This window comes from Amycolatopsis sp. cmx-11-32 (assembly GCF_047608695.1).
Lineage (GTDB): Bacteria > Actinomycetota > Actinomycetes > Mycobacteriales > Pseudonocardiaceae > Amycolatopsis.
Window position 1 is genome coordinate 240,465 of record NZ_JADNQN010000003.1, and the last position, 12,379, is coordinate 252,843.

The following is a 12,379-nucleotide window of genomic DNA, read 5'->3' on the forward strand; positions in this document are numbered from 1 at the left end:
CGCCTGTGCGAGTGCGCGGCAATGGGTGTCTCCCGCTTCGGACACGGGAATTCCGTCGCTCAGCGGTCGACCGCCGAACGCTGGGCGACGCCACCGGGCAACGCGGCGAGCAGCGATTTCGTGTACTCGTGTTTCGGGTCCAGCAGGACCTCTTCCACGGTACCGACCTCGACGAGCTTCCCGCGGTACATCACCGCGACGCGGTCGGCGATGTTCCAAGCCAGCCCGAGGTCGTGGGTGATCACCAGCCCGGCGAGACCCAGTTCACGCCGCAGTCGCAGCAGCAGCGCGAGGATCTCCCCCCGCACCGACGCGTCGAGCGACGCCACCGGTTCGTCGGCCACGATCACACTGGGGTCCAGCGCGAGCGCACCGGCGATGACCACCCGCTGCCGCTGCCCGCCGGACAGCTCGTGCGGGAGCCGGTCGAGGAACTTCTCGGCAGGCCTCAGTTCGGCGGCTTCGAGCGCCTTGGTGACGATCTCGTGTTCGCTCGCGCTCATGCCGTGGATGCGGGGACCTTCCGCGACGGCCTCGTACACCGTGTGGTTCGGGTTCAGCGCGCTGGTCGGGTCCTGCAGGACCAGCTGGACCTGCCGCCGGTACGCCTTGAGCCCGGCGCCGCCGAGCGGAACGGATCTGCCGTCGTAGCGCACCGCGCCGGAGTCGGGTTTCTGCAGCCCGAGCAGCGTCCTGGCCAATGTCGTCTTACCGGAGCCGGACTGGCCGACGAGCGCGACGATCTCGTCCTTGCGCACCTGGAGGCTCACCCCGGCGACGGCGTCGATCCGTTTGCCGGTGCGGTCACGGAAGCTGACACGCAGGTCTTCGGCCTCCAGCAGCGCGGGCTGCTCTCCGGTGCGTTCCGGCTCCGGCGGCAACGGGGTACTGGTCGCGGGCGCGAACCGGGACTCCGGATCACCGACGGTCGGGAACGCGGCCGCCAGCGCCTTGCTGTGCTCGTGGTGCGGCGCGCTCATCAGTTCCGCGCTCGGCCGCTCCTCGACGATCTCGCCGTCGTACATGACCGCGATCCGGCGGCAGGTCGCGGCGAGCACCGACAGGTCGTGGCTGATCATGATCAGGCCGATCCCCTGTTCGGCGACCAGCCTGCCCAGCAGGTCGAGCACCTGCGCCTGGACGACGACGTCGAGCGCGGTGGTCGGCTCATCCGCGATGATCAGCCGCGGTGAACAGGCCAGCGCCATCGCGATCATGACGCGCTGCTTCTGGCCGCCGGACAGTTCGTGCGGGTACGCCCCGGCGCGGCCGGGCGGCAGGTCGACCTGTTCGAGCAGTTCCGACACCTTGGCCTGGACGCCGGCGTCCGAGAGCGCCTTGCCGCCGGGTGGGTGCAGGCGGATCGGCTCGGCGATCTGCTCTCCGATCCGGCGGACCGGGTTAAGCGCGTGCATCGCGCCCTGGAACACGACCGAAGCCTCGGCCCAGCGCACCGCGCGCAGCCGTCCCCACTTCATGGCCGTGACGTCTTCGCCGTCCAGCAGGATCTCTCCGCTGACCTTCGCCGAACGTGGAAGCAGCCGCAGCACGCTCATCGCGACGGTCGACTTCCCCGACCCCGACTCCCCCGCCACCCCGAGGGTGTCGCCGGGTTCGAGCACGAGGTCGACGCCGCGGACGGCGGCGACCTCACCGCTTCCGGTGGCGTAGGTGACGCCGAGATTCTTCAGTTCCAGCAAGGGGCTCATGAGTGCTGTCCCTTCAGGCGCGGGTTCAGCACGGTCTCCAGCGCGCGTCCGACGAGGGTGAAGGCGAGAACGACCACGACGATCGCGATACCCGGAGGCAGCAGGTTCCACCAGGCTCCCTTGCTGATCGCGCCGTTGTTCAGGGCGGTCTGCAGCATGGCTCCCCAGGAGATGGTGTTCGGGTTTCCGACGCCGAGGAACGCCAGTGTCGCGTCCGCGATGACCGCGTTGCCGACGACGAGTGTGGTGTTGGCCAGCACGAGCGGCATGACGCCGGGAAGGACGTGCTTGCCGACGATGTGCAGGTGACCGCCGCCGAGCGCCTTCGCTCGCTCGATGTACGGGCGGCCCTCGATCGTCAGGGTCTGCGCCCGGACCAGTCGCGCGGTGCTCGGCCACGCGGTGACGCCGATGGCGACGATCACCGTCATGGCGCCCTGCTCCAGCACCGAGGCCAGTGCCACCGCGAGCACGAGCGACGGCAGCACCAGGAAAAAGTCCGTGAACCGCAGCAACAACCCGGACAGCCAGCCGCCGAAATGCGCGGCCGCGATCCCGATGATCGTACCGATCAGCACCGACAGGAACGCCGCCGAGAACCCGACGAGCAGGGAGATCCGCGCACCCCAGAACGTCATCAGCAGCACCGAACGGCCGTCGATGTCGGTGCCCAGCCAGAACTCACCGCTGGGCGGGGTCAGCGAACCGCCCTGTGCCTTGGTGACGTCGAGCCCGGACTCGTCCGAGATCACCGGCGCGAGGATGGCCAGCACCGTGATGAGCCCGAGGAACGCGAGCCCGAAAACGCCCGCCTTGTTCGTGGTGAACTCGTGCCAATGCTTCGCCACGGCCGCGCGACGGCGCCGCCAGACGATCGAACCGGGTTTCTCCGCTGTGGTCATGCCGTCCGCACCCTGGGGTCGAGCACGCGGTAGAGCAACTCCGCGAGCAGGTTCATCAGCACCACCGCGCCGGCGAGGGTGACGAAGACTCCTTGCAGGACAGGCAGATCAGGGCCGCGGAGCGCTTCGTAGAGCAGCTGCCCGAGCCCTGGCCAGCTGAACACGGCCTCGACCGAGACCGCGCCCGAGACGACCATCCCGAACTGCATGAAGACCAGCGTCACCGTCGGCAGCAGGGCGTTGGGCACGGCGTGCCGCTTGCGGACGAGGTCGTCGCGCAGCCCCTTGGCCCGCGCGGTGGTGAGGTAGTCCGAGTTCATCTCGCCGATCAGGGACGACCGCATGACCAGCATGTACTGCGCGTAGAACACCACCAGCAGGGTCACGCACGGCAGCACCAGATGGTGCAGGACGTCGAGCCCTTCGCTGAAGAAGCCCGGCTCGACATCCGGCGAATGCATGCCGCGGCTGGGAAAGAGGCCGTTGGTCGCCACCAGCAGCATGAGCCCGAGCCAGAACTGCGGGACCGACCACAGGGTCAGCGCGATCCCGGTCTGGACCTTGTCGAACCTGCTCCCCCGGCGCCACCCCGCGCGAATGCCGAGCCACAGTCCCAACGCGACCGCGAGCACGGTCGCACTGCCGACCAGCAGGATCGTCGGCCACAGTCGCTCGCCGACCATGTCGAAGACCGGGCGCCGCTGCAGGTACGAAACCCCCATGTCGCCCTGGAGCAGGCCGACGATGTAGTCCCAGAACTGCTGCAACAGCGGCTTGTCCACGCCCATCTGCGCCCGGAGCTCGGCCATCATCTTCGGGTCGGTCGGCCGGTCGCGGACCATGAACCGAACGGGGTCGCCGGGCAGCGTCCGGAACAGGAAGAACCCCAGGACGACGACGAGCGCGAGGCTCGCCAGCGCACCGCCGATTTTGGAGAGCACGAACCGGGCGGTGCCGGTCCCGCCCCGGCGCTCGTCGGGATCGACGAGCGCCGGGGACTGGTCGAGGGAACTGAGTGCTTCGGTCAACGCGGTCCTTACTCCCGGTCGTCGGCCGACTTGCCGCGCCGCACGAGCAGCACGCCGCCGCCGACGAGCACCACGAGCACGACCGCGCCGATGCCGATCCACAATCCGGTGTTGGTGCTTTCCTCGGGGTTCGCCGCGGCCGCGTCCACCGGGGTGGCGCCGTAGACGCCCCAGTAGCCGGACTGCTCGAGGATCGCGCCGTCGGGCTGCGGCTGTTTGGCGAACGAGGCGAACTTGTCCGAGCGGTAGGCCTCGAGCACGTTGTCGTAGTCCAGGACGACATCGACGTACTCGCCTGCCAGCACGGCCTGCGCCTGCTTGACGAGCTCGGCGCGCTTGGCCGGGTCGAACTCGGTCAGCTGCTTCTTGTACAGGTCTTCGTAGCGCGGATCGCAGAAGAAAGTCGACGAGGTACCGCCGTTGCCCTCCGCGTTCGGACGGCCCGCACAGGTGTTCAGGCTGAGGGCGTAGTCCGGGTCCGGCGAGGTGCCGTAGCCGGAGATCGCGAGGTCGTAGTTGCCCGCGGTGGTGCGGTCGTCCACCTCGTCGTCGGAAACGAGTTCCTGTTTGACGGCGATGCCGATGTCCTTGAGCCAGCCACTCACGAACTGCGCGGTGCGCTGGTCGAACGGCCGGTTCGCGTGGCCGGCGAGCCGGAACTCCAGCTTCGCGCCGCCGGGGGCGACGCGGATGCCGTCCGCGCCCCTGGGGTAGCCCGCCTGGTCGAGGGTGCCGTTCGCGGCCGCGATGTCGAACTTGGCCTTCTCGGCCTCGGACGGGCTCCAGGTGTAGGCCTTGTAGATCGCGGGCACGACACCGGTGCCGGGCTGGCCGTAGCCGTTCATCACCTTCTGGACGATGGTCTCCGTGTCGATCGCCTGCGCGATCGCCTTGCGGACCCGGATGTCCTTCAGGATCGGGTTGCCGTCACCGATCGGCTGGTCGAGGACGTTCTTGACGCCGAAGTTGATGATGAGCTCGTTGTACCGGCGGCCGGGAGCCTTGTTCGTGGTGATGTTCTTCTCGCTCTTGAGCGCGTCGAACTGCGTCGGCGTGAGCCGGTTGATGACGTCGACCTCGCCCTGTTTGAGCGCGTTGACCGCGGCCTCGGCGTCCTTGAACTGCAGCAGCTGCAGTTCGTCGACCTTGGGCGCGCCACGCCAGTAGTCCTTGTTCGCCTTGAACTTCACGAACTCGTTCTTCCTGTACTCGGTCAGCAGGTACGGGCCGCTGCCGACGCCGACCACGGCCATCTCGTCGGTCGAGGGGGCGTTGAGGTCCTTGATCGGCTCCCAGATGTGCTTGGGCACGATCGGGACGTCGAGCGAGGTCATGCTCGACTGCGGGGCCTTGGTCTTGATGACGAGCGTCTTGTCGTCCGGCGCTGAAACCGACGCGAAGTTGCTGACGTAACTGCCGTTCGCGGTGCGGGCGTTCTCGTCGTCGAGCATCCGCTGGAAGGTGTACGCGGGATCCTGCGCGGTGATCGGCTTGCCGTCGGACCACTTCATCCCCTGGCGGATGGTGAAGGTCCAGGTGAGCTTGTCGTCCGACGTCTTCCACGATTCGGCGATGCCACCAGTGGGCTGGGTGTCCTCGGCCGAAGGCAGGGTGAGGAACTCGTAGTTGAACCGGCCGACCTGCGTCGACGCCGCCAGCTGGGCGGTGAAGGGGTTCAGGTGGTCGATACCGGTCGTGAGCGCCACCCGGAGGACCTTGCCCTGCTGCTGCGCCGCCGCGGCCGGCACGAAAGGCACCGCCGCGACCGCCGAAGCGGCAAGGACCGCGACCACGCGGATACCGCGCCGTCGCCTGGGAAAACGCTCTGTGCGCACGAAGACCACCCCATCGAAAACTCGCTGTGCCCAACCCCCGAAGCGGAAAAGTAACCACATGTCGCGGTAACCGCGCAATGACTCGCCAATACCGATCGTGCACGGCGGATGTCGTCGCGTGGTCGACTGCTACTTTACGTTCGAAAACAGTAGCGTTGAGTCACCACTCCGGCGCGTGAGCTGGGCACACGTGCACTGTCCTGGGTATTCAAGGGAACCGGGCTTGCAGAAGACTTGCGCGCGATGATGCTCAATCGATACGTAGCGGCGAAGCGCGAGCAAAGTGACGCCGCGTAACCGTCCCGTCTCAGCCGACGGAGACCTCCCGGCGCCGCGCGGTGGCGGCGGCCGCGTAGAGCCACGCGAACAGGGCCCACATACCCGCGAAAATAAGTCCGACGGTGGCGTACGCGATCGTCCACAGCACGGCGGGCGTTTCCGACTTCCGCTCCCGTTGCAGGAACTCGATCTCGGACATGAACGCGCGCGAACCCGACGCCGCGTCGATCGCCGGTGCGTTCGCTGCCGGGTCTGCGGGCGCGTAGATCGGGGCCAGCCCCATCATCCGGTTCGGGACGTGCACGCGGATCCCGGTCTTCCACTGCCCGAACACCGGCAGAGGCTGCGCCGTGCGGTACACGCCGTCACCGATCTTCTCCAGCGGCGCGGTGAAGAAATCGCCGCCCTGCCAAGCGAAGCCGTTCAGCCACACGGCGTCGCCCGCCAGGTCCGGCCGGGAGATCGTGACGGTTGCGTCGACCCATCGGGGCGTGCCGCCGCCGTGCGGGTTCGAGATCGGCAGCCCGGTGGCGGCCTCGGTCAGCCTGATGTCGGCGGTGAACCCCGCTTCCGGATCCTGAGGGACGGCGACCGCCGACATCAGGGCGACCGCACCCAGCGCACCGACGAGCCCGATCCGGTGCCGGGGACCGGCCGCGGGTTCCAGCGTCGCCGTCTCCTCGACCCGCTGGAACTGCCAGACGCCGATGAACGCGCCCGCGAGTGCCGCACCGGTCCCGAACAGGATGAACAACGGCAGATGCGCCGTGGGCCAGGGGTTCGGCATCAACCAGTGGGTGAGCGCCGCCTCGGCGAGCATCCCGGCCGTCCCCACGAGCAGACCGGCGACAGCGGCGAACGAGTAACCCTGTCGGTTGCGCATCGCCAAGGCGACGACCTCGATGATCACCGCTTCGGCGACGTAGGGCAGCAGCGACGCGACGTGCAGGTCCGCGAACAGCGGAATGATGGTGAACGAAGCACGGGTGGCGAGGAAGACCGCGACGACGATCAGCGCGCCGCCGGGGCCCCAGGACAACCGCCCATAAGTCAGCGTCCAGGCGCCGATCAGGCCGACGAGCACGACCTGGGACAGCATCGGGAACTGCGGGACGCCGAGGTCGAACTCCATGAGGAACGCCGAAGCACCCATCATCCAGGCACCGGCGAGCACCGGGCCGAGCAGACGCACGATCGGTCCGGTCGCGCCGACCTGCCGTGCTTCACCGAGCAGCAGCTGCAAGCCGAGCACGACGCACACCCCGCCGCCGATCATCAGGACGTGCGTCGGGCCCCATTCGGTGACGTCCTGGCCGAACAGCCGGTGCCAGACGTCGTCGAGCGGGAAGCCGGCGATGCCGACCAGACCGGTGGCCATCATCTGGATGGAGCCCATCGGCGCCCGCCAGTGCGGGCCGATCTTGAACGTGCGCTTGGGCAGGTTCTCGGTCGCCAGGGTCGCGCTGAGCACGCCGCTGGCGAAGATACCCATCAGTCCGAAGTAGATCGGGTAGTGCGACGGATTCGCGAGCGGGCCTTCGTCGCGGCCGAGTTCCATGTGGATCGGCACGTCCCAGTAGACGCCGATCAGCGCCGACATCCCGGAGAGAAAGGCGACGAACATCGGCAGCGCGGCCCAGCGCGGCAGACCGCTGAAGTCACCCATCCAGTCGGCCACGCGACCGAAGACGGTCTTCTTGCCCGCGCGCTCCCGGAGGACGAATACGGCCAAAGGCAGGAAGACCGCGGTGAACATCAGGCCCGCGATGACGATCTGCCCGAATTGCGCACCGCCCGCAGGCGGGCTCTCCTGAGCCAAGAACACCGTTGTTCGCCTTCCTGCTAACCTCAGTAACTGTTACCTTGGGGTAACACGATAGGGGCAAGGTCCCGGCCAGGCAAGCCGGGGCGTACGACTTGGAGGGACCTCGATGCGGAGGATCGGCGGGATCTGCGGGATCACCGTGGCCGCGCTGCTGGCTGTGACGGGCTGTTCGGGATCGACCGGTTCCGAACCGGCGCCGGGCACCGGTCCCCGGACCGTGAAGTTCTCGATCACCGAGGGCAAGCGCACGGCGGGCCCGGAAGAGGTCGCGGTGCGCACCGGCGAGAACGTCGCGCTGGAGGTCACCTCCGACCAGGCGGACGAACTGCACGTCCACGGCTACGACAAGGCCGCCCAACTGGCTCCCGGGGTCCCGGGTACCGTCGCCTTCACCGCGAACATCGACGGGATCTTCGAGGTGGAACTGCACAAGAGCGGCGCGGCGGTGACCAAGCTCCGGGTGAGCGGATGATCCTGGCGCACGGTCTCGGCGGCCGGTCCGATCTGCCGGTCCCGCTGTGGCTCGCGCTCTACGCAGGCGCGGCGGCCGTCGTGATCTCGTTCTTCGCGCTCACGATTTTCTGGAAAGAACCGAAGCTCCGCGGCGCCGAAGCCGGCCGCGCACTCCCACTCGCACTGCAACGGATCGTCGCCAGCGCCTTCACCCGGATCGCTTTGCGCGTGCTCGGCGTGGTGTTGTTCGCGGGGTTCCTCGCGATGGCCACGGCCGGTCCCGCCAGTTCGGCCGCCAACCCGGCTCCGGCGTGGTTCTACGCCTGGTTCTGGGTCGGCCTGGTCCCGCTTTCACTGCTGTTCGGGCCCGTCTGGCGGCGACTGAATCCACTGAGGACGGTAGCGTCGCTGATCCCCGCACGACATCGCGAACTCCCGGACCGACTGGGCTACCTGCCCGCGATCCTCGGCCTCCTCACGTTTCTTTGGCTGGAACTGGTCTTCCCGCATTCGGACTCGCCACGTGCGATCGCCCTCTTCAGCGCCGTGTATGCCGTTATACACATTGCTTTCGGTGTGGTCTTCGGTCCGCGCTGGTTCGACCGCGGTGACGCTTTCGAGGTCTACGCGCGCTTGATCGCGGCCCTCTCCCCCTTCGGCAGGCGCGGCGACGGGCGTCTCGTGGTCCGGAATCCGCTCGACGGGCTGCTCACCATCTCCCCCGCGCCGTGGCTGACCGCGCTGGTGCTGGTGGTGCTCGGCTCGACGGCGTTCGACGGCCTGACCCGGCTCCCGTTCTGGACGTCGCTGGACGCCGGTGTCCTCGGCGGTACCGCGGGGCTCGCGGCCTGTATCGCGCTCACCTACGGCGCCTACGCGGGCGCCATCAGCCTGACCAGGCCGTACCTGCGCCGCGGGTTCGACCCGTATCCCGCGTTCGCGCCTTCGCTGATCCCGATCATGGTCGGCTACACCGTCGCGCATTACTTTTCGTTCGCCGTGTTCTCCGGGCAGCAGGGCTTCGGCCGCACGATCGACTACACGGTCGTCTCGACCGGAGTGATCGCGCTGGTGCAGATCGCCGGAATCGTCGCCGGGCACGTGCTGGCCGTGACCTCGGCCCATGATCGTTCCGTCGGCGTGCTGCGCACGAACTACGTCAAGGTGGGCCAATACCCCATGCTGGCACTGATGATCGCCTACACCGCACTCGGGATCGCGCTGGTCTCCGGCGTATGACCCTCGCGGCGCGGGTGATGATGATGCACCAGGGCGGCTGGGACGAGATCCTCATCTTCGTCGGGCCCGTGGTGATCATCGGGCTGCTCATCTACGTCGCGCGCAAGCAGGTCCCGACGACGCCGGAAGAGGACGACGACTAGTCGGTGTCTCTCAAAGCGCGCTTTCGGATTTCCGCAGCCGGGCCGCGGCATCCGCTGGTCACCCACTCAGCCAGATCAGCGGCCCACCTCCGCAAAACCGAGGCCCCGGCCGACAAGAAACGCGCGCGCCTGTCCTCACCCAACCTGCCAACCTCAGTTCGGGAGACACGCTCTAGTCCAGAGCCCGTGAAGGCCTCCTTCCCTACCTTGAGGATCAGGGTCCCGGCAAAGTCGCGGAGCTGCTGGTCGGCGCTGCTCTCGGTGATCCGGACTTGATATCGCTAGCGCCTGCACTCGACCGTGTGCCGGGCATATGTCCGTGAACCTCTGTTGATCAAGCTCCGCAACCGGTGCGAGCCCGCGACGATGTAGGGATTGGGACACTCAACGTCTCCATTCCTCCATCGTCAGCCCCACGCAGCGACGACTAGCCGCCCGACCTGACCTGCAAAACCTCGACTTTGGCGGGACCCTGACCTCAAGAGCGGGGAGAGAGGCCTTCCCCGCGTCGCCGGCCCGGCGTGGGAAGCAGATCGACCCAATCTCTCCGCGCGAAGGACGCCTTCCCTGCATGACATGCGGGAAGTCCCCGTGACCCTCGATGAAGGGGCCATCACTTACCAGGAAGGGACTCCTGACCGGCGAGCAGCAGTTTCCCGGCCAGTTCGGTGACCTCGTCGCGACTGCGACCGCCATGGTCCGCGGCCATGAAGTGCTTGCCGACGAGCAGGGAGAACGCGAGCAGGCACCGGGCCTCGACCTCGTCCTCGTCGGTGAAGATCTCGCGCATGAGGGAGCGCAGGTAGTCCATCCGCTGGTTGTCCACCCGCCGGAGCCGCTCGGCGACCGCCGGGTCTCGCCTCGACCAGTCGCGGATCGCGAGGTCGACCGGCAGGAGACGGTCGCCCGCGAGCAGGCCCGCACGCCGGATCTTCGCCCTGGCGTCCCCGCCTCCGCGCTCGACGTTCTCGAACAACTCCCCGGTGCTCCTCCGCTCCCAGGTGGCGAGCATTTCCTCGATCAGCGCGCCGCGGTCGGTGAAATGCCCGTAGAAACCGCCTTTGGTGACGCCCAACGTCTTCGCGAGCGCCTCGACGCGGACCGCGTCGGGGCCGCCGGTCGACAGCGCGCGCAGCCCGGCGTCGATCCACGCGCTCGGTGGGGTCCGGATTTCCGCAGCCATGACGATCACCGTATCCCGCGTCACCCCGCCACCACGACGTCGATATATACGCTACCGTATAGATGGCGGAATTCACTGGGAGGAAACAGACATGACTGTCGGATTCGTGGCGACGCATTATCCGCACCCCGAACACCACGACGACTTCGTCTCGCGAGTTCAGCGGGTCGCCATCGCCTTGCGGGCCACTCCGGGCTGCCTCGCCGCCGAATGCTGGGTCACCGCGACAGGCGACGCGGTCGTCTCGATCGTGCGCTGGGAATCGGAAACCGCACAGGCCGCTTCGATGCGAGCGCTGGGCTCGGCGGACGTGGACGTCGCCTTCGACGACCGCGAAGTCCGGCCTCGCGAGATCGTCCAGCTGGTGTCGGCGTGAAACTCGCGGACACCGCGCACACCACGCGGTCCTGGCGGATCCACGAGGTCGCGGGCGACTTCGACATCGAAGACGTCTGGGCGCTGGAAACACCGGGCGGGCCAGACGACTTCGCCAGACTGGTGAAGCAGTTCTCGTCGGGCGACTTCCCGGCGGGCGCGCCCCTGATCGTCCGCGCGCTGTGGGCGCTGCGCTGGAAACTCGGCGCACTGTTCCGACTGGACGAACGGGATTCCGGCCTCGATTCACGGGTCGAATCGATCCGTGACAGGCTGCCGGACGACCTCCGCGACACCCCCACCGGCCCGGACGAAGACTGGCTGCCGTTCACGCCGATCTACCGGCTGGACGACGAATTCGCCGCGGAGATGGCGAACAGCACCATGCACGGGATCCTGCATCTCGCATGGGTCGAGAACGGGCCGGGCCGATATCGCGGTCAGATGGCGGTACTGGTCCGGCCCAACGGCCGGTTCGGGCGGGCGTACATGGGGTTCATCAAGCCGTTCCGGTACCTGTTCGTCTATCCGGCACTGATGCGGTTGATCGAGCGGAAATGGAAAGCCGCTTCCTGAGAGGGTTCTCGTGAGCGGCAAGGACGGTTCTATTGACTGGAAGGGCAAACGTGTCGTGGTGGGTGTCAGGTCCACCGGTCCGAGGTTGGCGTCACGGTTGTCCCAGTGGTCAGCGCTGCTGGTGGTAATCCGGACTTGACATCGCTAGCGCCTGCAAGGGCCCAGTGGGGAAGATTTTAGACGGTGAACGTCCGAAATCTTCCCCACTCGGGCGTGTGCCGGAGGGGGCATGCCCCAGAACCTCTGTTGATCAAGCTCCGCGACCGGTGTGACCCCGCGACAATGTGGGAATGGGGACACTCACCTCCCATTCCTCCATCATCAGCCTCACGCAGCGACGAATAACCGTCCTCACCACTCACGAGCCGACCACGCGGCGCGTGCTCCGCACCAACGTCATGTCCTTCTCTCGCACCGGCTCGTGGCAGTGCGCGCACACCGTCCGCGGCGCCAGATCCTGCCCGCAGGAATGCCGCCAGACCGTCGGCGGCGGCCCCTCGGTGACATACTTGTCGCCCCATGCCATCAAATTCAGCAGCACGTGGTTGAGCGCGTGCCCCGCCTCGGTGAGCACGTACTCGTAGCGAGGCGGATGCTCCTCGTAAAGCCGCTTTTCGAGGATCCCCGTCTCCACGAGTTTGCGTAGCCGAGCGGTCAGGATGTCCCGGCTCGCCCCCGTGTTACGGACGATCTGATCGAATCGCCGCGCCCCGAAGAACACCTCACGCAGCGCGAGCAGGCTCCAGCGCTCCCCGATCACCTCCAACGCGTTGGCGATCGAGCAATCCCTCCGTCCTTCGGTCATGCGACCAGCGTAAACCCAGTGAGTCTT

The 12,379-nt window shown here is 67.5% G+C and carries 12 protein-coding genes; 5 read left to right on the forward strand and 7 right to left on the reverse strand.

Annotation, left to right across the window (positions count from 1 at the left end):
* Positions 1–59: 59 nt before the first annotated feature.
* The 5 genes from nikE to ACM6LR_RS09945 all read right to left on the reverse strand — a co-directional run bounded on the left by nikE (position 60) and on the right by ACM6LR_RS09945 (position 7,578).
* Positions 60–1,709 (reverse strand): nickel ABC transporter ATP-binding protein NikE, encoded by a 1,650-nt coding sequence (gene nikE, locus ACM6LR_RS09925; RefSeq protein WP_414943625.1) that lies wholly within the window; start codon positions 1,707–1,709, stop codon positions 60–62.
* Entirely contained in the window at positions 1,706–2,611 is a 906-nt protein-coding gene (locus tag ACM6LR_RS09930; RefSeq protein ID WP_414938987.1) for an ABC transporter permease, read from the reverse strand. The genes nikE and ACM6LR_RS09930 overlap by 4 nt, the downstream gene beginning before the upstream one ends.
* A complete protein-coding gene (locus ACM6LR_RS09935; protein ID WP_414943626.1) occupies positions 2,608–3,639 on the reverse strand; it encodes an ABC transporter permease in 1,032 nt (343 codons plus the stop codon). Before ACM6LR_RS09935 ends, ACM6LR_RS09930 begins: the two co-directional genes overlap by 4 nt.
* Positions 3,640–3,647: 8 nt before the next feature.
* Positions 3,648–5,432, reverse strand: coding sequence for an ABC transporter substrate-binding protein (locus ACM6LR_RS09940; protein WP_414939155.1), 1,785 nt, complete (start codon positions 5,430–5,432; stop codon positions 3,648–3,650).
* A 349-nt stretch (positions 5,433–5,781) separates the two neighbouring features.
* Complete coding sequence (locus ACM6LR_RS09945; RefSeq protein ID WP_414938985.1) at positions 5,782–7,578, reverse strand: hypothetical protein; 1,797 nt, start codon at positions 7,576–7,578, stop codon at positions 5,782–5,784.
* A 106-nt stretch (positions 7,579–7,684) separates the two neighbouring features.
* Between ACM6LR_RS09945 and ACM6LR_RS09950 the strand changes: the two genes are divergently transcribed.
* From ACM6LR_RS09950 to ACM6LR_RS09960, 3 genes are read left to right on the forward strand one after another with little or no spacing between them, the layout of a single operon-like run.
* Entirely contained in the window at positions 7,685–8,050 is a 366-nt protein-coding gene (locus ACM6LR_RS09950) for a hypothetical protein (RefSeq protein ID WP_414938984.1), read from the forward strand.
* Positions 8,047–9,270, forward strand: coding sequence for a hypothetical protein (locus tag ACM6LR_RS09955; RefSeq protein WP_414943627.1), 1,224 nt, complete (start codon positions 8,047–8,049; stop codon positions 9,268–9,270). The genes ACM6LR_RS09950 and ACM6LR_RS09955 overlap by 4 nt, the downstream gene beginning before the upstream one ends.
* Positions 9,267–9,413, forward strand: a complete 147-nt coding sequence (locus ACM6LR_RS09960) for a hypothetical protein (protein ID WP_168214319.1) — start codon at positions 9,267–9,269, stop codon at positions 9,411–9,413. Before ACM6LR_RS09955 ends, ACM6LR_RS09960 begins: the two co-directional genes overlap by 4 nt.
* Before the next feature lie 613 nt (positions 9,414–10,026).
* Here ACM6LR_RS09960 and ACM6LR_RS09965 read toward each other — a convergent pair.
* Positions 10,027–10,596, reverse strand: a complete 570-nt coding sequence (locus ACM6LR_RS09965; RefSeq protein WP_414938982.1) for a TetR/AcrR family transcriptional regulator — start codon at positions 10,594–10,596, stop codon at positions 10,027–10,029.
* A 91-nt stretch (positions 10,597–10,687) separates the two neighbouring features.
* Here ACM6LR_RS09965 and ACM6LR_RS09970 point away from each other — a divergent pair, with 91 nt between their 5' ends.
* Positions 10,688–10,972 carry an antibiotic biosynthesis monooxygenase gene (locus ACM6LR_RS09970; RefSeq protein ID WP_414938981.1) on the forward strand — a complete coding sequence of 95 codons (285 nt, stop codon included), beginning with the start codon at positions 10,688–10,690 and terminating at the stop codon, positions 10,970–10,972.
* Entirely contained in the window at positions 10,969–11,547 is a 579-nt protein-coding gene (locus ACM6LR_RS09975; protein ID WP_414943628.1) for a DUF2867 domain-containing protein, read from the forward strand. The genes ACM6LR_RS09970 and ACM6LR_RS09975 overlap by 4 nt, the downstream gene beginning before the upstream one ends.
* Positions 11,548–11,905: 358 nt before the next feature.
* Here the strand turns inward: ACM6LR_RS09975 and ACM6LR_RS09980 are convergent, their stop codons facing one another.
* Complete coding sequence (locus ACM6LR_RS09980; protein ID WP_414943629.1) at positions 11,906–12,352, reverse strand: winged helix-turn-helix transcriptional regulator; 447 nt, start codon at positions 12,350–12,352, stop codon at positions 11,906–11,908.
* Positions 12,353–12,379: the final 27 nt, after the last annotated feature.